The sequence below is a fragment of the Gallintestinimicrobium propionicum genome, from assembly GCF_025567525.1.
Taxonomy (GTDB): domain Bacteria; phylum Bacillota; class Clostridia; order Lachnospirales; family Lachnospiraceae; genus Gallintestinimicrobium; species Gallintestinimicrobium propionicum.
Window position 1 is genome coordinate 31,911 of the sequence record NZ_JAOQJY010000025.1, and the last position, 23,664, is coordinate 55,574.

Below are 23,664 nucleotides of genomic sequence, written 5' to 3' on the forward strand. Positions count from 1 at the left end.
GCTCTGCGAGCATTCTATTGTCATGAATAAGAACATACCGCCCGGCAGCTTTTGTAAGAAGCGTTGCCGGGCGGTATGTTTGTTATGGGAGACGAAGCATCTTGATGAAAAATGCTTCGCCTCTGCGATATGAGGGGAAAAACGGGCGCTGGAAAAGGTGGGGGAGCCAGCGCCCGACTGTCCAAAAGGTATTGGCAGATTAAGAAGCTTCCGACAGCAGGAGAATCATGCGAACCGGGAAGGCGCTGTCGCTGCCGTTTGCAGCATAATTGACTTCGAAACTCAAAGTCTGCGCATTGTCGGGCGTCATTACAATCTCTGACTGCGTGCCGTCAGTGTGAAGCGCAACCAGACGGTGTCCTGCAAGCAGGGAAGCCGGAACGGTAAAGCGCACGATGCCGGTCGGCTGTACTGCCCGGTGATGTTTGATCACTGCTGCGGACATAATGCCTACACCGTTGTCAAGCGTGCCGATGCAGAGAACCGGCGATCCGGCAGGAAGCGTTCCGGTTACAGCCTGTGCGGAAACATCGGAAACCGGCGACAGGAAATCTTTGCCGTCTTTTTTACCGCATGCCGGGCAGAAAGAGAAGTTCGACAATCCTGCGGACGGAAGAGAGAGGGTAACCGAATGACAAAAGCTTTCTGTAGAGACAGCAGAGCTTTCGGTCTGTCTGAAACCGTTGGAAACAGAAGCAACAGGCTCAACTGCCGGAGCAGATTCCGGCACAAGGGTCGGCGTTTTTACCGTATTGAGCTTTACATTACTGCTTTTGCCATCGAGAATATCCGAGCCTTTTGTTCCGTTGATATTTGTATTTGCTCCAATAGAAATATCGATTGTGCTGGAAGCTGTACCGCCGCCAATGGCGATATCGGAAGAACCGTCGATATTGGAGACAGCCGCGTTGCCGGAAATTTCGATTTTACCGGTTCCGGTCGGTTCAGAAGAAGCTTCACCGATCAGGGGAGTTCTGGAAGTGCCGAATTTGGTGTCACTGCCGATTTTTACCTGGGCGTTATCTGTTATGGTAATGGTTCCGTTCATCGGGGCTTTGGCAGGGTTATAATCCGGATTGGCTTTTTCAGAAGCACCGATGGCAGGATTGCTGCAGGACGTGTTCTGGGAAAAACCGTTGGAGCCGATTGCGGTAACTTTGGAATTATCCTTTATTGTGATTGTTCCGCCGGAAAAGGTGCTGTCCCATCCACTGCCGATTCCGGCGGATGCGGAACCTCCGGAGGCAGTAACCTCAGCATTGCCGCCGATGATAATATCCCCGTTATAATCTCCTTTTTCTCCGCAGCCGATGCCGGGACCACACCAGGTGGCATCTGCGTTGACTTTTGCATTTCCATCAATGGTAATCGTGCCGGTAAAATTGCCTTTTTCGCCGGAACCGATAGCTGCAGAGCCGGTATCGGAAGGATTATAGTATTCTCTTGTTGCGGAGATTGTTACATCATCGGTGATGTGGATAGAACCGGTAAAATCTTCTTCTCCCTGTCCGGTGTCGCTGCTGTATCCATTGGAGCCGATTTTAGCGCCATCGGTCCAGCCGGATAGCGTGAGGGAACCGTCGCCGCGCAGGGTGAGATCACCATCGCTGACATGGATCATGGACGGGGAGGATTCGTCTTTGCGGTTAATCGTATTCGTACCGCGAACCGTGATGTCTGCCTTGGAGTCGCCTTTGACATCAATGGCAGATTCCTGGGAATGCTTCAGGTTGATGTCCTCAATCGTGATGTTCGCTGTCGCGTCATCGGAGGTTGTGATCGTAATGGTGCTGTCGGAAGCAACATCGGAATCCCGATTGGTAAAGGTCGGATCGTTATCTCCTATGGTATTGTTGTTCTGGGAAACGGTCTGCCCGCTCTCAGAAGCGCTCACGATGACGTCACCGTCTTCCATATACCAGGTGGCAGCATAGGCGGTCGATGAAAGAGAGCCGGAAAGAAGAGCGATCGTCAGAAAAAAGGCGGAAATTCTTTTCTTTTTCATAGGCAAAGTCTCCTTGGAATTGTTCTGTTTGGATGTAGGGCGAAAGGTGTGCCGTGTATCAGAGTTTTAGTCCTTTTGCCCAATGTTTCATTCTAATTAAATGATACTATAAGTCTCAAAAGAATAATAGCCGTTATTTTCTCAAAAAAACCAGTGAAATCAGACAACGGTTTGGTTTACTCGTGACATTTCCCAGTTTTTTCCCTTGACACGATGGAAAAAGTCGATATAATAAATTGAAAATGATTTTTAATTTCAAAATGAACCGCGGCGGTTTTGGATATCGCCGTGCGGGAGTATGCGCGGATGCCGCAGTGGTTCACAGGGGGAGAAAAATGGCAGAACGTGTCAGATACAGAACGAAGCAACAGGAGCTGATCCGAGATTGTCTGGAAAAACACAGCGACCGGTTTGTGACGGCGGAACAGTGTATGGACTGTCTCAAAGCCGAAGGAATTCACGTTGGACAGACGACGGTTTATCGGGCTCTCGACCGTCTCACAGAGGAGAACGCCGTGATCAAAATTCCGGCAGTGGACGGCGCAGGCGCGCAGTACCGCTATATCGGAGAATTGAGGCCGGGCAGCCCGGGGCGGCTTGTTTGCCTGCAGTGCGGGAAGATCATTCCTCTGGAATGCAACAAGCTCCATGGATTTTCCGAACATATCCTGAAAGAGCATGACTTTGCGCTGGATTCCTCGCATCTGATCTTTTACGGCTGCTGTCGGGAGTGCCGCAAATTCAGGGAAACACAGGAAGGACTGCAGGACAGAAATGAGGATGAATAGAAAAAAGAAATGCGGGAAGCATGCTGTGATTTCCGGCATCAGAATGCCGCAGCTGCGCTGCACACGGGTATCGGAAAGCGGCATCCTGCGTCGTGTGGCGTTGGCGCTCTGCGCGTGCTTACTGTTTACCACAGTGTTTGGCGGCTGCGGCACGGAAGCTTCTGACGAACCGGTGGATCCCAACAAGCTGCAGGTGATGGCGAGTTTTTATACGATGTACGATTTCGCACAGAAAATTGGCGGCGAGCACGTCCAGGTGACCTGCATGGTGCCGTCCGGTACAGAGCCCCACGACTGGGAGCCGTCCACAAAGGATATTACCCGGATGGAGCAGACGGACGTTTTTATCTATAACGGTGCTGGGATGGAGCACTGGGTTTCAGACGTTCTGGCGGGGCTTTCCAATAAAAAATTGATTTCTGTGGAAGCGTCGCAGGGAGTGAGCCTGCTGCGCAGTGCAGAGGAAGAGGAGAGCCATGACCACGAGGCTGTGCATGCCGATGAGGACGAAGAGGACGGTCATGACGCCCACGAGCACGGCGAGTATGACCCGCACGTCTGGCTGGACCCGATGAACGCAAAACAGGAAATGCAAAATATCTGCGAAGCGTTTTCTGAGGCGGATCCGGAGCATCGCGCAGACTATCAGGCAAATTATGAGAAATGGGCAAAACAGTTCGACGAGCTGGACAAAACCTATCAGACGACACTGGAAAATCTGTCGGAGCGAAACATCGTTGTGGCGCATGAGGCGTATGGATATCTGTGCAGGCGTTATAACCTGACGCAGGTGAGCATCGAGGGCATGTCGCCGGATTCCGAACCCGATCCGGGACGGATGGCAGATATTATCGATTTTGTCCGGGCAAACAACGTCCGTGCGATTTTCTTTGAAGAGCTGTCCGGCTCGAGGACGGCGGAAACGGTAGCGGCGGAAACCGGCGTGAAGCTTTTGACCCTCAGCCCGCTGGAAGGCCTAAGCGACAGACAGGAAGAAACCGGCGGAGATTATTTTTCCGTCATGGAAGAAAATCTGCAGCAGCTGACAGAAGCTTTGCGGTAAGGAGCAGACATATGAATGCGATAGAAATCAAAAATCTGCACTTTTCCTATGGAAAGGAAAATGTGCTGGACGGCGTCAGCCTTTGCCTGAAAGAAGGGCGGCTGGCGATTCTCGCAGGAGAAAACGGGGCAGGAAAATCGACGCTTTTAAGGCTTTTATTAGGAGAGCTCCCGATCGGGGAAAGCCACAAAGGGGATCAAGAAGAAGGCAGCAGCGACGGCAGCATTGAGATTTTAGGGCAAGACATCCGACAGTTTAAGGACTGGTCGAGCATCAGCTATGTGCCGCAGAACGGGATGGGTGGCTGGAAGGATTTTCCGGCATCCGTGGAAGAAATCGTGCGCGCAAACTTATATAAGCAGATCGGATTGTTCCGGTTTGCGGGGAAAAAAGAGCGGCAGCAGGTAAGAGCTGCGCTGGCGCAGGTGGGCATGGAGGAATACCAGAACCGTTTGATCGGCAGACTTTCTGGCGGGCAGCAGCAGAGAGTGCTCCTGGCACGCGCCCTGGTCAACGAGCCAAAGCTTCTGATTCTGGATGAGCCGACGTCGGCATTGGATGAAAAAAATGCGTCACACTTTTACCGACTGCTCAAAAAAATCAATGCGGAGAAAAGGATCACCGTCCTGATGGTGACGCATGACCTCAAACGTGCATCGTCCTATGCAGATGATATCTGGGTGCTGGAGGACGGAAAGGTAAAACAGGAAGCTGGGAAAGGAGACGGGCAGGCATGAGAATTTTTGAGTATCTGTTTATGCAGCGGGCGTTTGTTGTCGGAATTTTGCTGGCGGCGGTTGTGCCCTGCGTCGGAATGGTCGTTGTCTGCAAACGTCTTTCCATGATCGGCGATGCACTTTCCCATACGTCGCTCGCCGGCGTCGCAGCAGGACTTTTGTTGGGTGTCAATCCGGTGGCGGGCGCAGCAGCAGCCTGTGTGGCAGCGTCCTTTGGCATTGAGGCGATCCGTAGAAAGCTTCCGCGCTATTCGGAAATGTCGATATCCATTATCATGTCAGCAGGAATCGGTCTGGCGGGTGTGCTGTCCGGTTTTGTGAAAAATTCGGCAAACTTCAATAGCTTTCTGTTCGGCAGCATTGTGGCGATCAGTGATGCTGAGATGATTTCAGTCATCGTGGTGTCTGTTGTGGTGCTTGTGTTATTTTTGCTTCTATATAAAGAGCTGTTTTATATTTCATTGGATGAAAGAAGCGCGCGGTTGGCGGGTGTGCCGGTCGGCATCGTCAATTTTATCTTCACGATTATGATTGCAGTGACGGTTTCGGTTGCAGCACGGACAGTAGGCGCGTTGATGGTATCGTCGATGATGGTCGTTCCGGTAGCTTGTGCGATGCAGCTGGGAAAGAACTTTAAACAGACTGTATGGTACGCTGTCGGTTTGAACGTGCTGTTCATGATTATCGGGCTGTTTGCGGCGTTTTATCTGGGCTTAAAGCCGGGCGGCACAATCGTTTTGGTGGGCGTTGCAGCACTTCTGATCATTTTTATCGGGAAACGGATTGTGTTCGGAAAGCAGGAGTGAACAGTTCACCCGCGCCATTCGCAAAATCGCATCTTCGATGCTTTCCGCTGCTTCGCAGCTCGTTTTTGCTCATGGAATGGCGCTCTCTTCGAACCTTCCTGCAAGCAATTTTCCATGCGAGCATGAAAATCTGCTTGCAGGAAAATTCGAGTGAACTGTAAGACACGAATTGACACAGGAAAAAAAGCGTGCTACCATGTTTGCAGTCAATGATGACTAACAAAAGAAAGCTATGCCGTACGACAGGTAGTATAGACGTATCCTGCGCCGGTCGAAGGAGGAAACGAACATGATGAAAGCATCTGATGCAAAGAAAATCGGTTTATTTTTAGGAGGCGTATTGTTCGGAACAGCCGGAATCAAGATCCTTTCCAGCAAAGACGCGAAGAAAGCATACGTACAGTGTACCGCAGCAGCGCTTCGTGCAAAGGACAGCGTTATGAAGACCGTAACAACAGTTCAGGAAAACGCTGGAGATGTTCTGGCAGAAGCAAAGCAGATCAACGAAGACAGAGTTGCAGAAGAAGCGGAAGCTGAAGTAAAAGAAGAAGCCTGATTCAGGGCAGTGGGGGACGGAGCCGGAGACGGCGCCGTCCTTTTTGACGGAGTCCCGTTTTCTGAAAAAGCGCGAAGCGTATCAGCGGAGTGGAGATAAGATTGAAAAATAAAATTTTCAATCGCGAGATTTGTGTCTGCGCGCACTTGACACAAACTCGACATGCGCAAAAAGCGTGCGCAGAAATGAGCGGAAAAAATGAACTTTAAAATCAAACACAAAATTCCCGGGCGAATCCGGGTGCATATGGGGCAGTCCAGAATGAGCTTTGACCAGGCGGACACCCTGCAGTATTTTCTGGAAGCACAGCCAGGTGTGACAAAAGCGACCGTATACGAGCAGACGCAGGATGCGGTGATCGAGTATGACGGCGAATTAAAAGAACTGATGGAGGCGCTGAAAAGCTTTCATTATGAAGACGTTCAGCTGCCGGATTCCGTCCGTTCCAGTTCGGGACGTGCGTTGAATGTAGAGTATAAAGAAAAACTGATCGGGCATGTGGCAAAACGGTTATTTACAAAATACATGCTTCCCTTACCGATCAGAAATGTGTATACTATATGGAAAGCTTTCCGTTATGTAAAAGAAGGCGTCCTATGCCTTTCCAAAGGAAAACTGGAAGTTCCGGTTCTGGATGCGACAGCGATTACCGTATCGATTCTGCGGCGGGACTGCTCGACGGCAGGATCGGTTATGTTCCTGCTTGGTCTGGGTGAAATCCTTGAGGAGTGGACACATAAAAAGTCTGTCGGCGATCTGGCGCGCAGCATGTCGTTAAATGTCGGTAAAGTGTGGATAAAGACCCGGGATCAGGAAATCCTTGTGGATTCTGCATCCGTTGTGCCGGGCGACCATATCGTGATCCATGTCGGCAACGTCATTCCGTTTGACGGCGTAGTGGCAGACGGCGAAGCGATGATCAACCAGGCTTCCATGACCGGTGAATCCGAGCCTGTCCGCAAGGAAAAGGGGGGATTCGTTTATGCCGGAACCGTTGTGGAAGAGGGCGAGCTGACGATTGAGGTCAAGGCGGTTTCCGGCTCGACCCGCTACGAAAAGATCGTTACGATGATCGAGGATTCCGAGAAGCTCAAGTCCGCAGTAGAAGGACGTGCGGAGCATCTGGCGGACAGGCTGGTTCCCTATACCTTCCTTGGAACCGGTCTTACATGGCTGCTTACAAGAAATGTTACCAGAACGTTATCCGTACTGATGGTTGATTTTTCCTGCGCATTAAAGCTTGCGATGCCACTGACTGTCCTGACAGCGATCCGGGAAGCAAACGCAGCGAAGATCACCGTAAAGGGCGGAAAATATCTGGAAGCGTTTTCGGAGGCTTCCACCATCGTATTCGATAAGACCGGTACGCTGACCAAAGCGCAGCCTACACTGCATTCTGTTATCGCATTCGGTGAGGAAAAGGAAGACGATCTTTTGTGTCTGGCAGCATGTCTGGAGGAGCATTTTCCTCATTCGATGGCAAAGGCGGTTGTGCGCGCAGCGGCAGAGCGTAATCTGGAACATGAGGAAGTACATTCCAAGGTGGAATATATCGTTGCACATGGCATTGCCTCTTATGTTGGGGAAAAGCGTGTGGTGATCGGCAGCGCCCACTTTGTATTTGAAGATGAGAAGTGCCGGATCCGTCCGGAATACCAGCAGTGCTTCGATGAACTGCCGCTGCAGTATTCCCATCTGTATCTGGCAATTGACAACGTGCTGGAAGCAGTGCTCTGTATTGAGGATCCGGTGCGTGAAGAGGCAAAACAGGTTATCCGCGAGCTGAAACGGGAAGGCTTTACAAAAATCGTCATGATGACTGGCGACAGCGAGCGAACAGCAGCGGCGATCGCAAAACAGATCGGCGTGGACGAATACCATGCGGAAGTTCTGCCGGAGGACAAGGCGAACTTTGTCCAGCAGGAAAAAGAAGCCGGACGCAGGGTAGTCATGGTCGGCGACGGAATCAACGACTCCCCGGCGCTTTCTGCGGCGGATGTCGGCATCGCGATCAGCGACGGTTCGGAGCTTGCGCGGGAAATTGCGGATATTACAGTCGGTGCGGACAGCCTGCAGGAGCTGGTTTACCTGCGCCGTTTAAGCAAAGAAATGATGCGTCGGATTCATGTCAACTACCGTGCAATCCTTGGCATCAACGGCAGTTTAATTGCAGCCGGTGTGACCGGGCTGATTCAGCCTACGACATCCGCGCTGCTGCATAATACTACAACACTGGCCCTGAGCCTGAGAAGCATGAGCTGGAAAGTTCCGGGAGAGGCAGGGCAGGAATAAAAGAACGGAGACAGAGAATGAAAAAGGCGATGATTGCCATGAGCGGCGGCGTAGATTCGAGCGTTGCGGCATGGCTGATGAAGCGGGACGGATATGATTGTATGGGCGTTACGATGCGCCTGTTTGCCGGAGAGGACAGCTGCGAACGAAAAGGGCATACCTGCTGTTCGTTAGATGACGTGGAGGACGCAAGAAGCGTTGCACGTCAGCTGGGCATTCCGTATTTCGTGTTCAATTTTACGGAAGATTTCGGCACACAGATCATGGACCGCTTTGTCTGCGCCTATGAAAACGGATTCACCCCGAATCCGTGTATCGACTGTAACCGTTATATGAAGTTCGAGAAGCTGATGAAGCGGGCAAAGGAGCTGGATTACGATTACGTTGTAACCGGACACTATGCCCGAATCGAAGAACAGGACGGAAAGTTCCTCCTGAAAAAAGCCATCGATGAAAAGAAAGACCAGAGCTATGTGCTCTACAGCCTGACGCAGGAGCAGCTTGCACATACGCTGTTCCCCCTGGGCGGCATGACGAAGCCGCAGATCCGGGAAATGGCGGAAGAACAGGGACTGATCAATGCGCGCAAGCATGACAGCCAGGATATCTGCTTTGTACCGGACGGAGATTATGCCGGATTTATTGAACGATACACCGGCAAAAGCTTTGAGCCGGGCAATTTCGTAGATCAGGAAGGACATGTGCTGGGGCAGCATAAGGGAATTATCTGCTATACGATCGGACAGCGCAAAGGGCTGGGACTAGCCCTGCATGAGCCGATGTATGTGTGCAGGATCGATCCAAAGACCAATACGGTAGTCCTTGGACGCGACCGGGATCTGTGGTCAAAAGAGCTGACGGCGAAAGATTTCCACTGGATCAGCGGTGAGGTGCCGACGAGCACGCAGCGCATCAAAGCGAAAATCCGTTACCGTCACCAGGAGCAGTGGGCGAACGCAGAGATCACCGGACCGGACAGCATTCATCTGGTCTTTGACGAGCCCCAGAGGGCAATTACCTGCGGACAGTCGGTTGTACTTTATGATGGCGATGTTGTAGTGGGCGGAGGAACGATCAATGGATTATGTGGTTCTGGATCTGGAATGGAATCAGGCATCTGATAGCCGCGATGCCCGCAACAGACTGCTTACGTTTGAAATTATTGAGATCGGTGCGGTAAAATTAAACAGCCGGATGGAAATTGTGGATACCTTTGAGGAGCTGATCCGTCCGCAGGTTTATGATACCATGCACCATATTACGGAAAAGCTGATCGGCATCCATATGAAAGACCTCTCCGGATGTCGGACATTTGATGTCGTGATGAAGGACTTTCTGGCGTGGTGTGGCGAGGATTTCATGTTCGGTACCTGGGGACCGCAGGATCTGACGGAGCTTCAGAAAAATATGCGGTTTTTCGGTATGGAGCCCCTTGGAAAAGGACCTGTCCGGTTCTATGATATTCAGAAGCTGTTTTCCATCGCCTACGAAGATCAGAAGGTGCGCAGGAGTCTGGAATATGCGGTAGATTATCTGCAGATTCCAAAGGATATTCCGTTTCACCGGGCGATCAGCGACGCGGTGTATACCGCACGGGTATTTCAGATGATCAAAGACCCGATTGCATTGCAGCGGGTTTCCTTCGACACGTTCCAGCTGCCGGAAAATCACCGCAGCGAGGTGCATGTCGTATTCGATAATTATGCAAAATATATTTCCCGACCGTTTCCGGATAAGGAGGCGTTGATGGCGGATAAAGAGGTTCTTTCCACCAGATGTTATCTGTGCCATCATAACCTTCGCAAAAAAGTCCGCTGGTTCTCGCCAAACGGCAAGCACTATTACAGCCTGTCGTGGTGCGATAAGCACGGTTGGATGAAAGGAAAAATCCGCGTGAAAAAAGCGGATGATGACATGGTTTACGCCGTCAAGACGACGAAGCTGGTCGGAGAGAAAGAGGTTGCCGCCCTGATGGAGAGAAAAGATCACATCCGCCAGCTGCGTAAGGAGCACAGACACCGCGAAGCGCAGGAAAAGCTCGGGAAACGGTGAGGCGGGACGCTGGCATCGGAGATACGCCGGGGAGTCCATATATTAAAATAATACGAAAAAAACGCCGCAGACCGGTTTCAAAAGAAATGGTCTGCGGCATTTTTGTGCATCCCGTCCTGTGTCTTACGCGAAGGGATCGGTGTAACGGTCGAAGTCGATGATTTCATCTTTGCGGCTGCGATGTCGTTTCATGATATCGCGGCGCTTGCGATTGCGGCTGTGTCCGATCAGAATGGAACGGATCACCAGAATGACGATCAGGATAACCGCGACAATGCTGACTGCAAGCAAAATTTTACGGACGTTTAAGAAAATAACATTTCCCCCCGGTGTGGAAACTGCGGTCGGAGAAGTTGTGGAAGCGACGGATTCAGACGCTGTAGTGCCAGCCTGCGCGCTCGTGGCGTCCTGTGTGCCGGAGGAACCGTTTGCACTGGAAACATTCGCATTGCCATCCGTGCCGGAGCTGTCTGTGCTGCTTTGCGCATTAGAAGCGCTGCTTTGTACGCTGTTCGCATCTGCCTTGGAAGAGCCATCCGCTGTTGCGATGGCTGCACTTTCCGTTTCAGAAACCGGTTCTGCATTGAAATCAAAGGGCGTTATGCTGGAAAAGAGGATCGGCGCGCTGCCGAGATCCTGACCTTCGTAGGAGTAGTGGATGACAGCGGCCTGTCCATCCTTCAGGTTATCATAGCTCAGCTCGGAATCCAGATCGGCAAAGGTGAGCGTATCCGGAAGGAGAACTTTCGCATCCGGGTCGATAGAAAGGATGTCGGACTGATTGAACGTATTTGCGAACAGGTCGCCGTTTTTTACCTGATAGGTGGTGTCTTCTTTGGATGCTGTAACAGAAGAAAAGTTGCTGAAACCGTAATCAAATAAGCTTATCGTATCCTTGAACTGCTGCGGGGACTCCTCCATCATAACGACGCAGATCAGCTTCAGCCCGTCTTTCTGGGCGCAGGAAACGAGGTTAGAGCGAGCGTTTGCGGTGTAGCCGGTCTTACTGCCGACGAGATATTCGTAAGCGTAGGTTTTACCGGGCAGCAACTTGTTTTTGCTGTTCGGAATCAGATCCTGTGACAGCGTTGCGCTCGCCGGGATTTTGTAGCTTACCGTGTCGGACATGCGGCAAAGCACATCATCGGAGAAAAACTTTTGCCCGATCAGAGCGAGGTCATGGGTGGAGGTATAGTGATTGTCATCATGCTTGCCATTGGTATTGACGAAATGGGAATCCGTGCAGCCAAGCTCCTTTGCGGTTTGGTTCATTAAATCTACAAACGCTTCCATACTGCCGCTGATATGTTCGCCGATGGCATTGCCGCATTCACTGCCGGAGCCCACCAGCAGACCGTAGAGGGACTGTTCCATCGTGATCGCTTCACCGGCTTTGATGCCGATGTTGGAATCACTTCGCCAGTCGATGCTGTGCACCGCGGTATCGGAATATTCGATCATCTCATTTAATTCGCTGTTCTGACGCGCGATATAGGCAGTCAGAATCTTGGTTGTGCTGGCGGGATAGAGCTTTTCGTGGATATTTTTGGCATAAAGGATTGCACCGCTGTCCGCATCCATCAAAATCGCGGAGCGAGCGTTGAGGATCGGACCCTCCGGCCAGTTTTTGATTTCGTTGCTCTCAACCGGGATCGAAAGGTTGGCCTCCGCCAGCGCCTGGTAATCGATGACCTCGGCGCGAGCCGTTAAAACAGCGCCACAAAACAGATTGGCGCCGACTCCAAGTGCTATCATAAAAGAAAAGAAGGATCTTTTCTGGAAAAATTTCATGTAATGTACCGTCCTTTATTGAAAGATAGTAACATCATACACTATTTCCAGGCAGATTTTAAGGGCAGAACAGCAAAATTCAAAATTTTTTAAAATTTATACTACAGTTCCCTCGTGGCATCCCGTGGGCAGAATTCCATGCTTGCATGAGAATTTGCCCACGGGATGCCACGAAGGGAGCGCCGCTTTATGAGCAAAAATGAGCTGCGAAGCAGCGGAAAGCGTCGAAGACGCGGTTTTGCGAATGGCGCGGGCAGCATCCCCAAAACGCAAAGCTTCCTTTTTATCCCGAAATATAGTAAGATAAATTGATATCAGGATTGTGGGAGTGCGCAGCACGGAACAATCCGTAGGTATCAAAGCCAGGGCCAAAAGGTCTGAGCCCACATGAGCTTGCTCATAAGTGGGAGAAAGACGGAAGCCCAATAAAATAATAATGAAAAACAGTGAGGATAATTCATGAGATTGCGCAATATTACAGGCTGTCGGGAAATGATCGGGGAGAGCGAGTTTGTCGTACACGAACCGGAAATGATGAAAGGGAAGTGGAGAGAAGCGTTTGGCAATGACCATCCGGTTTATGTGGAAATCGGCATGGGCAAGGGACGTTTCCTGATGGATATGGCGCGCCTTTACCCGGAAATCAACTTTATCGGTATCGAAAAATATTCCAGCGTGCTGCTGCGTGCGGTTCAGAAGCTGGAGGAGGAAGAGCTGCCTAACGTTCGCCTGATCCGCATGGATGCAGAAGATCTGGAAAATGTCTTCGCGCAGGGAGAGCTGGATCGCATTTACCTGAATTTTTCCGATCCGTGGCCGAAGGACCGCCACGCGAAGCGACGCCTGGAGTCCAGACAGTTTTTGGCAAGATACGATCAAATCCTGAAAAAAGACGGAACGATCGAGTTTAAGACGGACAACCGCGCCCTGTTTGATTTTGCACTGGAAGAGGTGGAAGCAGCAGGATGGACCTTGAAGGAAAAAACCTTTGACCTTCACGCGGATGCGCGCTTAAACGAGGGAAACGTCATGACTGAGTATGAGGAACGGTTTTCAGCACAGGGCAATCCGATCTGCAAGTACATTATCAGCCGTTGAAAAACGGAACACCGCATTCTCGTTACTTTAGTGATGAGTTAGGTGTGCCAAATTTTTTATTAAAAACAGAACAAATGTTTGCTATGTAGAAAGACGTATTGTATAATACAAATATGAAAAAAGATATGTTTGCTGTTAAGAAAAGTGAACTTTCATATGGTAGAGGATATGTATATTCTTTACAATACCATCTTGTTTGTGGAATCCATCGCATTGCGCAGTTACCGTAAGTGACCGAAGCCGGGATCAGGTAACGGCATATATCGAGGGACAAAAAGAGAAGGGAAAAAGAAAGTAGGGAACTTTATGCAGATTGTATCCAGCTATGGAGTAGAAATGAAAAAAAAGAATATACCGCTCCGTGCTACGCTGGATATTTTTCGGAAAGCAGTTTCCTATCTGATTCCGGTGTATGCAGAGACCTGGGAAGAACTTTCAGAAATCCGGAATCCACAAAAACGCTTTAATGCAGCGGAGCATCTGGTACATGAAACGAAAAAGAATCATGCCAGGTTTGCGTTTGATCGGCATTTTCCTAAAATGCCATCTTACCTGAGAAGAGCGGCGATCCAACACGCACTTGGAGCAGTGTCCTCCTATCAAACACGTCTCGGTTTGTGGGAAAAGGGAGAGTTAAAGGGGAAACCAAAGCTGGTCTGTGAGAATCATGCAATGCCGGTATTCTATCGGGATGTCATGTATAAGGAAGCAGAATATGGAGAAGATGTTGCTTATTTAAAGTTATTTGATGGACACGAGTGGAAATGGTTCCAGGTAAAATTACTCCATACGGATATGGAATATCTTCGGAAAAAGTGGAGCGGAAAAAAGGCATCTGCCCCAACTTTGGAAAAGAAACATCATACATATTTCCTTCGATTTTCGTACACAGAGGAAGTAAGCTTATCGAAAACAGCCGTAAAAGAGCAGGTGATATGCAGTGTTGATTTAGGGATCAATACGGATGCGGTCTGCAGTATCATGCGTGTGGATGGCACTATCCTGGGACGGAAATTTATCAATTTTACCAGTGATAAAGACCATTTGTATCATGTACTTGGCAGAATCCGCCGTTTTCAGAGAGAACATTCCTCCAGACAGGTACAAAGCCGGTGGAATTATGCAAAAAGGCTGAATATGGAGCTGTCCCGCAAAATAGCTGCGGCGATCACGAAATGTGCCATAGAATATCAGGCGGATGTAATTGTGTTCGAATATCTGGAAACGCAGGGGAAGCTATCCGGAAAAAAGAAACAGAAACTTCATTTATGGAGAAAGCGGGATATTCAGAAGCTGTGTGAGCATCAGGCTCACCGGAACGGGATCCGTGTATCCAGAGTCAGCGCCCAAAACACCAGCAGGCTGGCCTGTGATGGAAGTGGAGCAGTGGTAAGAAATCCGGAGAACCATAGCCTGTGTACCTTTCAGACAGGAAAACAGTATAACTGCGACCTGTCAGCATCCTATAATATTGGAGCGAGATATTTTATACGGGAACTTTTAAAACCCTTACCGGAAACGGAAAGGTCTTCTCTGGAGGCAAAAGTACCTGCAGTGAAGCGCAGAACCTCATGTGTTTATGCGGATTTAAGAAAGCTTTATGCAGAATTAAAAGCAGCATAAACACAGGCAGATATACAGCGGACTACCTGTAATGTGGAAACTGGCCGTATCCGGCGCAGAAAAAGTGCGTATCCGCACGAATTCTAAGTTACTGGCGTATCCGCCGATATTTGGTCTTGTCGTTTAAAACGACTGAGAAGCACGTGACTTTAGTCATGTGAGGTTCACTCCCCTGCATAGGAAAAGCCGTTTTCCGATATACATAATAAAAAGACTCGGACGGACAACGGCATGGACAGAATGGAACAATTAAAAGCGGTGCTTTCCCTGTGTCTGATTTTCGGCGTGGCGTTCTGCCTTGGAAGCGTTGTGGGGCATACGGTGAGCGTGCGGGATCAGGCGGTGATGGCACGTCCTGCACAGAAGGACTGGGGACTTTCCTTTCAGGAGGACAACAAACCGCCTGTGGCGGACGAAAGCATGGAGCAGCTGGCGCAATATGATGCGTTTTATGCGGAGAATACGACGGAAAAGGTTTTGTATCTGACGTTTGACTGCGGATACGAAAATGGAAACACGCCGGCGATTCTCGACGCATTGAAAAAGCATCATGTGCCGGCGGCTTTTTTTATTGTGGGGAATTATCTGGAAAAAAATCCCGACCTGGTCAAACGGATGCGGGCGGAGGGGCATATCATCGGGAACCACAGCTATCATCATCCGGATATGAGCCAGATGGGAAAAGAAGAGTTTCAGAAGGAGCTGGCGCAGCTGGAAGACCTGTACGAGCAGACAACCGGCGAAAAGATGTCGAGGTTTTACCGCCCGCCTCAGGGTAAATACAGCGACAACAATCTGCAGCTGGCAAAGGAGCTTGGGTATCGGACGATTTTCTGGAGCCTTGCCTATGTGGACTGGAAGCAGGAGGAACAGCCGACCCGCGAAGAGGCGATGTCAAAGCTGTTAAAAAGAGTTCATCCGGGAGCGATTGTACTGCTGCACAATACGTCCCGGACGAACGGAGAAATTCTGGATGAGGTTTTAACAAAGTGGGAGGAAATGGGGTATCATTTTGCTTCGCTGGAAGAACTGGTATCCTCCGGCAGCAGGGAAGCACGGAGCTTTTTCTTGACGGATAACCAGGAAAATCCGGTAAAGAGCGCCGCACCGACCCATGCAGCAGGATCGCAGAAGCAGGCGAGGGGAAAGCTTACAAGCTTCATGGCGATCAGTGCTGTGATCATGCGGGCAAACAGCTCGGCTACGCCGCCCATCATCGGCAGGAAGCTGTAGCCGCAGCCCTGCATGATGTTTCGGAAAATAAAAATCGTGGAAAGCGGAATATAAAAGACCGCACACATATAGATATAGGTTTTTGCCCAGGGCATCAGGGAAGCTATATCGATGTCTCCGGAGAAGAACAGGGAAAGCAGCGGGCGCAGGAACAGACCGACGGCAGCTGCAGCGAGCAGCGAGTAGATGACGCTGATCAGGAGAGCGGAACGGACGCCCTTTTCCAGACGGTGATAATCGCCCTTGCCGTAGTTCTGACCGCCGTAGCTTGCCATTGTCTGTCCCATCGACATCATACCCTGTGTTACGAGGCTCTGCACCTTGCTGGCAGCAGTAAAGGCAGCGACTGCTACAGAGCCGAACAGATTGATGGCAGCCTGCATCACCATTGCTCCGGATGCAGTAATGGAAAACTGCAGTGCCATTGGAATGCCCATTCTCATCTGATATGCCGTGTCTGATGCGGAAAGTCGCCACTGGGTGCGCTCCGGGCAGAGCACGGGAACGTTCTTATAAATATAGATCAGACACAGTACCGCAGAAACGCCCTGAGAAATATTGGTTGCAATTGCAGCACCTGCTACACCCATATGGAAGCAGAGGATCAGGAGCAGATCGAGCACCACATTCAGACAGGCGGAAAATACAAGGAAAAACAGCGGAACCTTACTGTTACCGATGGCCCGCAGGAGTGAGGAAAACAGGTTATAAAAAATGCAGGCCACGACTCCGCTGCAGATCAACATGCTGTAGGTATACGCATCGGCAAAAATATCCTCCGGTGTATTCATAAGGAGAAGCAGAGGCTTCATGGTGCTCAGACCGACCACGGTTATAAGGATTGTGACAAGGACAGAGAGCAGGATACCGTTTGCCACGCTGGCGCGGACGGCTTTTTCATCCTTTGCTCCATAACGCTGTGAGGTCAGGATCGTAAACCCGGCGGTAATGCCCTGTGCAAAGCCGATGATCAGAAACATAACTGTGCCGGTGGAGCCAACGGCAGCCAGTGCGTTCGCGCCGACGAAGCGGCCGACGATGATCGTATCGGCCATGTTGTAAAACTGCTGGAAAATGTTGCCGACTAACAACGGCAGGGTGAATTTGAGTATGATGGATAACGGTTTGCCTTGGGTCATATCCTGTTCCATAAAATCCTCCATCGGTTTGGTGTTTTACGGCGCTTATGGGCGCTTTATGTGATTTTTGTAGCAAAAAAGACTGTTGGAAATTCAACAGTCTTTGAAAGTCGAAGCGACGTGATTTGAACACGCGACCTCTGCGTCCCGAACGCAGCGCTCTACCAAACTGAGCCACGCTTCGATTGCTTCATCAAGCCTTATTATCATAACGAATTTTTCTGAAAAAGTCAACTGGAAAATTTAGAAAAAACGAAAAACTTTTGCAAGCTTTTGCAACTGACAGGTTGTCAGAAATAGAGTATACTGAAAGTAAAAGAACTTAACAGAAAAAACTTTAAGGCAAAAGGGGACAGATCATGGCAGCTATGGATTTTCATACTTATGATAATACATTATATGAAAAGGTTTACCAGACCGCTTATCAGGCGGCAGCGGAGCTGATAGAGACCGCCGGGATGAAAGCTGGTCAGATTTTAGTAGTCGGCTGTTCGACCAGTGAGGTTGGCGGTGAGAAAATCGGAACCTATTCCAGTCCGGAGCTGGCGGCAAAGGTCTTTGGCGGAATTTATGAGGCTGTGCAGGAAAAAGGCATTTATCTGGCGGCCCAGTGCTGCGAGCATTTAAACCGTGCACTGATTCTGGAGACAGAAGCGGCAGAAAAGTATGGCTATGAGCCGGTCAATGTTATGCCGCAGCCAAAAGCAGGCGGATCCTTTGCAACAGCGGCATGGCAGGCATTTGCTGATCCTGTGGCAGTGGAGCATATTGCGGCACATGCAGGAATGGATATCGGAGATACGCTGATCGGGATGCATCTAAAGGATGTTGCGGTTCCGGTCAGACTGTCCATTCGACAGATCGGGGAGGCACATCTGGTATGCGCACGGACGCGGCGGAAATTTGTCGGCGGGGTTCGGGCGGTTTATGACGAAAGATACCTGTAAACAGCATATAGAATAAGGCTGCAGGCATTTTCGCGGGAACGCCTGCAGAAATCAGGAGAAGGATAAAAGAGGGAGCATGGTATGGTGTTGGAAAAAATAGCCGTTTTGAAGGAGCTGACCATTTTTTCCGTGCTGCTGAGAACTGTGCTTGCGATGGTTTTCAGTGGAATTTTAGGGTATGAAAGGGAAAAGAAAGGGCGTCCGGCAGGATTTCGGACGTATATGGTTGTCTGTATCGGCTCGGAAATTGCGATGATGACGGGAATTTTTCTGAGCCGGGAGCTTGGAAGCACTGACCCGAGCCGGATTGCTGCGCAGGTGATCAGCGGGATCGGATTTCTGGGAGCCGGGACGATCCTGGTGACCCGACAGAACCAGGTAAAGGGGCTGACCACCGCAGCGGGGCTGTGGGCGGATGCCTGCCTGGGACTGGCACTTGGTTCTGGCTTTTACTCCGGAGCAATTGTCGGCTTTGCAGCCATCTGGTGTTCTCTGAAAATCCTGAGCACAGTAGATAAGAGGCTTGGAAAAACGGCGCGTGTTTTTGGAGCTTACGTGGAGTTTGTAAGTATCAAGGATCTGAGTGCCTTTTTGGCATATGGACGGGGACATGGCTGTAAAATGGACGGGCTGGAGATTGTACGCAGCAAGGATGTGGATGGAAACAGGGTGGTTGGTGCAACAATGACCCTTCATTTTGATACACCTGTATCCCATGAGAAGGTGATAGAAGAGTTCGGCAGACTGGAGGGCGTGCAGTTTATCAAAGAGATCTGAGCGCGGCATGTGAACGTGCCGGAGTCGAACACTGATCATGGATTTGTATGCGCGCGATCCGTGCCGTATCCATCTGGCTGGCGGCACGAAGCTGCGAAATCCCTTATTTTGTGCGGGGTGCAACCAACGGTTGACAAATTTCAAGCCGCCGTTTGGTGGCGGGAAACTGTCAAAATCCATATACTGAAACAAAAAACAAATGGAGGCAGGAAGTATGATTTTGGCAGATAAGATTGTCCGGCTGAGAAAGAAAAACGGCTGGTCGCAAGAAGAGCTTGCGCAGAAGATGAATGTATCGAGACAGGCAGTCTCAAAATGGGAAAGCGCGCAGACCATCCCGGAGCTGGAAAAAATTTTGCAGCTTGGAGCGTTGTTTGGAGTTACGACAGATTACCTTTTAAAGGATGACATGGAGCTGGAGGAGTTTACATCGGAAACGATAGACAGCGGCGTGCGCCAGATTTCCATAGAAGAGGCGGGAACCTATCTCGTACAGAGCAGGGAATCCGCAAAACGGATTGCTGTCGGGACGTTTCTGTGCGTGTTATCCCCGATCCCGTTACTTTTATTAGGCGCGGCATCGGAGTATGAAAAACTGAACATTTCGGAAAATCTGGCAGGTTGTCTTGGAATAATGCTGTTGCTGTTTTTTGTAATCGCGGCGGTTGCATTGTTTATCTATTCCGGGTTTCAGAACGAGCAGTATGAATATCTGGATAGGGAAGAGCCGTTTGAGTTGCAATATGGCGTGAGCGGAATGGTGCGGGAAAAACAGAAAGAATATCGGAATCAGTACATTTTCTGGAACATCATTGCAACGTGTATCTGTGTGGCGTCCCCGATTCCGCTGCTCGTCGGCGCATTTTCGGAACAGGAATTTCTGATAACGCTGCTGCTGACCGTTACGATGGTGCTTGCCGGAATCGGCGCATGTATTTTTGTGGTGAACTGCAGCACCTGGACAAGCATGCAGAAACTATTAAAAGAGGGCGATTACACGATGGAAGCGAAGCGCAAAAACCGGAAAATGGGAGCGTTTTCCGTAGTTTACTGGCTTATCCTGACTGCAATTTATCTCGCCTGGAGCTTTTCGACGAACACATGGGATAAGACCTGGATCGTCTATGTGGTCGGCGGCGTGATTTATGCCGCGCTGTGTGTTGTCTGGGAACTTGTGATGAACCGGGAAAAATAGAACGCACGCTCTTTACGCTCCTTCTCATAAGGATGTTAGAGCATAATGCGTGCTTCTCGGATGAGGACAGACGATTTAAGGTCGTCTGTCCTTTTCTGTTGCTTGGAATTAAGCAGTTATTTCAGTTAGTGGTCTTAGTGAAGAATAAAAAACAACAGATTAAAAATGTTGATGTACAAAGTTACAATACGGAGCAAAACGCGGCGAAAGTTATTCTCTAATAAAGAATACCAACCGACAGCAGCAAGAAGGTTTCGATAGGCAAGACGATGATTTGTACGACGAACTGTACTTTGACGACAGCCCGTATTGACGCAAAAAGTAAATTTAATACCATATTTTTCAAAAAGGGTATTGAAAACGCAGAGATTTGTAGCATAATAGTGGTGTGGGGTATAACTACTATGAACAATTATGAATTTTTAGAGAAACTAGGATTTTCGTCAAACGAAGCAAAAGTATACGGAACACTAATTAAACATAAAGTGTTAAACGGTTACGAAATCGCAAAACTTTCGGGCGTTGCGCGTTCGTTGGTGTACGAGGTTATCAATCGCCTGGTGGCAAAGGGCGCGGTTATTCGTATAGACGGAGAGCCGAATTTTTACAAGCCTATCGAGTATCAAGACCTTATACGTAGCATCAAGGAAGAAAACGAAAAGAATATTGCCTGCGCCGAACGCGAGCTACAACAACTTGCAACGGAAAACGCCGACGTCGATTATGTAATGAATATAGTGGGCGAAGAAAAATACGTTGCTAAGGCAAAGGAACTTATCGACAGCGCGCAAGCGGAAATTTCGCTGTCCATTTGGCGAGAGCTGTTCGAAGTGCTACGTAGTAATATCGAAAATGCAATATCCCGCGGGATAAAGGTGTATATTTTCACCTTCGAAAGCATTTTGGTCGAGGGCGCAACGGTGTATTCGTACAATATCGACGACGTTTCAACACTGTTTCCATACCGTAGAACAACAATTATAGTCGACGGCGGAGAGTGTTTAGTCGGAGAAGAAGGCGATCGCAACGTTTACGTGCATACGCGCAATCATTCGGTTGTTTCCCTTGCCACCGACGAAATTGTTTTGAATGTTTTTTGGAATAAACTTATCGAAAAAGAAAACCTGTTGTCTAAAGGCTGCTCCGGCGCGGATTTCCTGCAAGCCATACACAATTTGGCGGAGCGCTACGGCATTACCGACGAGATGACCAAGAATTTCCTTGTTTACAATTTTCAAAAGGAGAAAACTCAAAATGGCAAAAAACGTTGAACGATTACAGGCGCGCGAAGCCAAGGAACTTATCCGCCGCGAAAAGCAGTTGGGCGCAAGAAGCAACAAGTTTTATTTGATTTACTTGTTTATGATTTTGTCGCTCATCTACATAACGGACGAAATCGCGTCTACTATATCCATTCAGTTTCAGGCGAATATAGTTACAGAATTCTTCGTAAAAAATATGGGTATGGAATACGGCGCGGGATTATCGCTCTTTTCCGCCATAGGTTTTATTTCCTATCCGGTAACACTGCTTATTATTTTCTATCGTCCCCTTGCGGACAAATTCGGGCGTAAGCCGTTTTTGGTTATTAACACGTTATGTATGGGCTTAGGGCTGTTCCTTGTGTATTTATCCAAAGATATCTACGTTTACATGATAGGCGGCACGTTGATGGGTTTTATGGTCTCGCACGATATGCAATGCGTGTACATACTGGAATGCTCCGACAAAAAGTCTCGCGCCCGTAACTACGCAATCGTAAAAGCGGTGGCGATACTGGGCACGTTACTTGTTCCGTTGCTTAGGGCTACACTCATGCAAAACGTAAGCGAGCGTTGGCACGTAGTATATTTGGTGCCGGCAATTGTCGGTTTTGTAATGTCGTTATTCGCGCTGCTTTTTGCTAAGGAAACAAACGCATTTTTGATTAAAAGAATAGAGTATTTAAAAACGCCTATAGAAGAACGTGAACAACGCAGCAAGGAAGGACGCGAACAAAACGCACAAGGCGGAATTCTGACCGCTGTAAAATTCGCATTCAAACACAGACAATTGCGCTTTTTGATTATTGCTTGTTGCTGCTTTTATCTCGCTTCGTTAGGTACGGCAACGTACAGTACGGTCATGGCAAAGTCGGCGCTGATGACGGAAGAAGAAATAACTCGTGCTTTGTTTCTGTATCCCGTCGGCAACGCGCTGTTTACATTGATTTCCGGTTTTGTGTCGGATAAATTCGGACGTAAAGTAACTATAGTCGCAATGTCTTGTTCGGCGTTGACGTGTTATTTGCTGTTTATCTTTAGCGGTATGTTCAAGTGGACTCCGTATTTGACGGGTTTTGCTATCGGCGGATTTATGGGCAGTTACTGGGGCGCAGGCGATACCATCGGCGGAATTATGTTTTCCGAATCGTCTCCTACAAACCTGCGTTCGTCGGTTACGGTAATCAATACGTTGCTTAACGGAGTTATGGGCGGACTTGCAACAGTTATTACTATGATACTGCTGCCTATCATTCCCGAAAGCATGTTCGGTTATATGTATTTGGGCTTGACGGTTCCAGGGCTTGTAGGGGCAATTGTAATAATGTGGCTGTTTGTCGGCGAAACTCGCGGACTTGATCTTAAAACTGTAACCGGTACGGAATGGGATAAGCCTAAAAAGGTTAAAGAAGAACAACAGGAGGGTGAATAAAATGAATAACAAACGATTTGAAATCGGCGCAAGCGAACAGCCGTTAGATATTATTAAGGAAACGTGCGGTTTCGCGGGCGTTTTTAAGCAAATAGGCGTTATAGGGGATTCTTTGGCATCGGGCGAGTTTGAAAGTCATGATGAAAACGGAAATATAGTTTATACCGATATGTACGAGTACTCGTGGCCCGCCGTTTTAGAGCGCATTACTGGAACAAAATACAACAATTATTCCCGCGGCGGGATGACCGCGCGCGAGTATGTTCAAAGTTGGGCGGACGCAAACGGATTTTGGCAATGGAATCAAGCGTATATTATTGCGTTAGGCAACAACGATTCGTTTGTGTTCGGGCATCCTCTGGGAAGTGTCAAGGACGTCAACGTCGATTGTCCGCAGGATAATGACGATACGTTTTTCGGTAATATGGGCAAAATCGTTTCCAAACTTAAAACAATAGAGCCTAACGCGCGTATTTTTGTTGTAACTCCTCAACTGCGCGGTGAAGCGTGTGATAACGATATCCGTTATATCGCAAGCGAACTCGCCAAATTGTGCGATATGTTTGAGTTTACTTACTTGCTGGATATGACTGCGCATGCGCCCGTATACGATGCAGAAATGCGTAAATCGTTCGGGTTGGGCTTTCATCCGAACCCGATGGGCTACTATGCATACGCGTTGATTGTGGGAAATTATATCGATTACATTATCAGAAGTAACCTGCAGGAATTTGCTACGATACCGTTTGTAGGTACGTCGCTCAAAAACAAAGATTACAAATAGGAAAGGTATTGACTTACCGGTCAAAAGAACTTTATCAGGAAGCTTAAAAAATATGGCAGCCGCGTCAGGAAAATTTTCCTGACG

The 23,664-nt window shown here is 49.2% G+C and carries 19 protein-coding genes, 1 tRNA gene and 1 pseudogene; 17 read left to right on the forward strand and 4 right to left on the reverse strand.

Annotation, left to right across the window (positions count from 1 at the left end):
• Positions 1–199: 199 nt before the first annotated feature.
• Positions 200–2,005 (reverse strand): hypothetical protein, encoded by a 1,806-nt coding sequence (locus OCV62_RS15405; RefSeq protein WP_262587797.1) that lies wholly within the window; start codon positions 2,003–2,005, stop codon positions 200–202.
• 335 nt (positions 2,006–2,340) lie between these two features.
• Between OCV62_RS15405 and OCV62_RS15410 the strand changes: the two genes are divergently transcribed.
• From OCV62_RS15410 to OCV62_RS15445, 8 genes are all read left to right on the forward strand, one after another.
• The gene (locus OCV62_RS15410; RefSeq protein WP_021916289.1) at positions 2,341–2,793 is read left to right on the forward strand and encodes a Fur family transcriptional regulator; all 453 of its coding nucleotides are present in this window, start codon (positions 2,341–2,343) and stop codon (positions 2,791–2,793) included.
• Positions 2,786–3,856 (forward strand): metal ABC transporter substrate-binding protein, encoded by a 1,071-nt coding sequence (locus OCV62_RS15415; RefSeq protein ID WP_262587823.1) that lies wholly within the window; start codon positions 2,786–2,788, stop codon positions 3,854–3,856. Before OCV62_RS15410 ends, OCV62_RS15415 begins: the two co-directional genes overlap by 8 nt.
• 11 nt (positions 3,857–3,867) lie before the next feature.
• Positions 3,868–4,593, forward strand: coding sequence for a metal ABC transporter ATP-binding protein (locus OCV62_RS15420; RefSeq protein ID WP_262587799.1), 726 nt, complete (start codon positions 3,868–3,870; stop codon positions 4,591–4,593).
• Positions 4,590–5,399 (forward strand): metal ABC transporter permease, encoded by an 810-nt coding sequence (locus OCV62_RS15425; protein ID WP_262587800.1) that lies wholly within the window; start codon positions 4,590–4,592, stop codon positions 5,397–5,399. The genes OCV62_RS15420 and OCV62_RS15425 overlap by 4 nt, the downstream gene beginning before the upstream one ends.
• Positions 5,400–5,688: 289 nt before the next feature.
• On the forward strand, positions 5,689–5,955 hold the full coding sequence (locus OCV62_RS15430) for a DUF6110 family protein (protein WP_262587801.1): 267 nt from the start codon (positions 5,689–5,691) through the stop codon (positions 5,953–5,955).
• 198 nt (positions 5,956–6,153) lie between these two features.
• On the forward strand, positions 6,154–8,247 hold the full coding sequence (locus OCV62_RS15435) for a heavy metal translocating P-type ATPase (protein WP_262587803.1): 2,094 nt from the start codon (positions 6,154–6,156) through the stop codon (positions 8,245–8,247).
• 17 nt (positions 8,248–8,264) lie between these two features.
• The gene (gene mnmA, locus OCV62_RS15440) at positions 8,265–9,368 is read left to right on the forward strand and encodes a tRNA 2-thiouridine(34) synthase MnmA (protein WP_262587805.1); all 1,104 of its coding nucleotides are present in this window, start codon (positions 8,265–8,267) and stop codon (positions 9,366–9,368) included.
• Positions 9,325–10,299: a 3'-5' exonuclease gene (locus OCV62_RS15445; RefSeq protein ID WP_118763230.1), complete on the forward strand. Its 975-nt coding sequence runs from the start codon at positions 9,325–9,327 to the stop codon at positions 10,297–10,299. Before mnmA ends, OCV62_RS15445 begins: the two co-directional genes overlap by 44 nt.
• 123 nt (positions 10,300–10,422) lie before the next feature.
• On the opposite strand, the gene OCV62_RS15450 is transcribed toward OCV62_RS15445, so the two are convergent.
• Complete coding sequence (locus OCV62_RS15450; protein ID WP_262587806.1) at positions 10,423–12,054, reverse strand: D-alanyl-D-alanine carboxypeptidase family protein; 1,632 nt, start codon at positions 12,052–12,054, stop codon at positions 10,423–10,425.
• Positions 12,055–12,549: 495 nt separating this feature from the next.
• On the opposite strand from OCV62_RS15450, the gene trmB reads away from it, so the two are divergent.
• The 3 genes and pseudogenes from trmB to pdaA all read left to right on the forward strand — a co-directional run.
• A complete protein-coding gene (gene trmB / locus OCV62_RS15455) occupies positions 12,550–13,188 on the forward strand; it encodes a tRNA (guanosine(46)-N7)-methyltransferase TrmB (RefSeq protein ID WP_262587807.1) in 639 nt (212 codons plus the stop codon).
• A gap of 306 nt (positions 13,189–13,494) precedes the next feature.
• Positions 13,495–14,811 (forward strand): IS200/IS605 family accessory protein TnpB-related protein, encoded by a 1,317-nt coding sequence (locus OCV62_RS15460; RefSeq protein WP_262587809.1) that lies wholly within the window; start codon positions 13,495–13,497, stop codon positions 14,809–14,811.
• 231 nt (positions 14,812–15,042) lie between these two features.
• Positions 15,043–15,849 (forward strand): annotated as a pseudogene (gene pdaA / locus OCV62_RS15465) (delta-lactam-biosynthetic de-N-acetylase); the annotation flags it as partial.
• Here pdaA and OCV62_RS15470 read toward each other — a convergent pair.
• Both OCV62_RS15470 and OCV62_RS15475 read right to left on the reverse strand, forming a co-directional pair.
• Complete coding sequence (locus tag OCV62_RS15470) at positions 15,819–17,195, reverse strand: MATE family efflux transporter (RefSeq protein ID WP_262587811.1); 1,377 nt, start codon at positions 17,193–17,195, stop codon at positions 15,819–15,821. The pseudogene pdaA and the gene OCV62_RS15470 overlap by 31 nt on opposite strands.
• Before the next feature lie 98 nt (positions 17,196–17,293).
• Positions 17,294–17,367, reverse strand: a tRNA-Pro gene (locus tag OCV62_RS15475).
• Between the two features lie 175 nt (positions 17,368–17,542).
• On the opposite strand from OCV62_RS15475, the gene OCV62_RS15480 reads away from it, so the two are divergent.
• The 6 genes from OCV62_RS15480 to OCV62_RS15505 all read left to right on the forward strand — a co-directional run bounded on the left by OCV62_RS15480 (position 17,543) and on the right by OCV62_RS15505 (position 23,580).
• A complete protein-coding gene (locus tag OCV62_RS15480; protein WP_021916313.1) occupies positions 17,543–18,130 on the forward strand; it encodes a TIGR01440 family protein in 588 nt (195 codons plus the stop codon).
• A gap of 81 nt (positions 18,131–18,211) precedes the next feature.
• On the forward strand, positions 18,212–18,907 hold the full coding sequence (locus tag OCV62_RS15485) for an MgtC/SapB family protein (protein WP_021916314.1): 696 nt from the start codon (positions 18,212–18,214) through the stop codon (positions 18,905–18,907).
• 220 nt (positions 18,908–19,127) lie between these two features.
• Complete coding sequence (locus OCV62_RS15490; RefSeq protein WP_330667422.1) at positions 19,128–20,102, forward strand: helix-turn-helix domain-containing protein; 975 nt, start codon at positions 19,128–19,130, stop codon at positions 20,100–20,102.
• Between the two features lie 404 nt (positions 20,103–20,506).
• Positions 20,507–21,373, forward strand: coding sequence for a TrmB family transcriptional regulator (locus OCV62_RS15495; protein ID WP_262587817.1), 867 nt, complete (start codon positions 20,507–20,509; stop codon positions 21,371–21,373).
• Complete coding sequence (locus tag OCV62_RS15500) at positions 21,357–22,796, forward strand: MFS transporter (RefSeq protein ID WP_262587819.1); 1,440 nt, start codon at positions 21,357–21,359, stop codon at positions 22,794–22,796. The genes OCV62_RS15495 and OCV62_RS15500 overlap by 17 nt, the downstream gene beginning before the upstream one ends.
• A gap of 1 nt (position 22,797) precedes the next feature.
• Positions 22,798–23,580 (forward strand): SGNH/GDSL hydrolase family protein, encoded by a 783-nt coding sequence (locus tag OCV62_RS15505; RefSeq protein WP_262587821.1) that lies wholly within the window; start codon positions 22,798–22,800, stop codon positions 23,578–23,580.
• Positions 23,581–23,664 lie beyond the last annotated feature (84 nt).

Bases quoted from the DNA above. Each gene is read 5' to 3' on its own strand.
- OCV62_RS15405 (WP_262587797.1), bottom strand. From the start codon at position 2,005: ATGAAAAAGAAAAGAATTTCCGCCTTTTTTCTGACGATCGCTCTTCTT.
- OCV62_RS15410 (WP_021916289.1), top strand. From the start codon at position 2,341: ATGGCAGAACGTGTCAGATACAGAACGAAGCAACAGGAGCTGATCCGA.
- OCV62_RS15415 (WP_262587823.1), top strand. From the start codon at position 2,786: ATGAATAGAAAAAAGAAATGCGGGAAGCATGCTGTGATTTCCGGCATC.
- OCV62_RS15420 (WP_262587799.1), top strand. From the start codon at position 3,868: ATGAATGCGATAGAAATCAAAAATCTGCACTTTTCCTATGGAAAGGAA.
- OCV62_RS15425 (WP_262587800.1), top strand. From the start codon at position 4,590: ATGAGAATTTTTGAGTATCTGTTTATGCAGCGGGCGTTTGTTGTCGGA.
- OCV62_RS15430 (WP_262587801.1), top strand. From the start codon at position 5,689: ATGATGAAAGCATCTGATGCAAAGAAAATCGGTTTATTTTTAGGAGGC.
- OCV62_RS15435 (WP_262587803.1), top strand. From the start codon at position 6,154: ATGAACTTTAAAATCAAACACAAAATTCCCGGGCGAATCCGGGTGCAT.
- mnmA (WP_262587805.1), top strand. From the start codon at position 8,265: ATGAAAAAGGCGATGATTGCCATGAGCGGCGGCGTAGATTCGAGCGTT.
- OCV62_RS15445 (WP_118763230.1), top strand. From the start codon at position 9,325: ATGGATTATGTGGTTCTGGATCTGGAATGGAATCAGGCATCTGATAGC.
- OCV62_RS15450 (WP_262587806.1), bottom strand. From the start codon at position 12,054: ATGATAGCACTTGGAGTCGGCGCCAATCTGTTTTGTGGCGCTGTTTTA.
- trmB (WP_262587807.1), top strand. From the start codon at position 12,550: ATGAGATTGCGCAATATTACAGGCTGTCGGGAAATGATCGGGGAGAGC.
- OCV62_RS15460 (WP_262587809.1), top strand. From the start codon at position 13,495: ATGCAGATTGTATCCAGCTATGGAGTAGAAATGAAAAAAAAGAATATA.
- OCV62_RS15470 (WP_262587811.1), bottom strand. From the start codon at position 17,195: ATGGAACAGGATATGACCCAAGGCAAACCGTTATCCATCATACTCAAA.
- OCV62_RS15480 (WP_021916313.1), top strand. From the start codon at position 17,543: ATGGCAGCTATGGATTTTCATACTTATGATAATACATTATATGAAAAG.
- OCV62_RS15485 (WP_021916314.1), top strand. From the start codon at position 18,212: ATGGTGTTGGAAAAAATAGCCGTTTTGAAGGAGCTGACCATTTTTTCC.
- OCV62_RS15495 (WP_262587817.1), top strand. From the start codon at position 20,507: ATGAACAATTATGAATTTTTAGAGAAACTAGGATTTTCGTCAAACGAA.
- OCV62_RS15500 (WP_262587819.1), top strand. From the start codon at position 21,357: ATGGCAAAAAACGTTGAACGATTACAGGCGCGCGAAGCCAAGGAACTT.
- OCV62_RS15505 (WP_262587821.1), top strand. From the start codon at position 22,798: ATGAATAACAAACGATTTGAAATCGGCGCAAGCGAACAGCCGTTAGAT.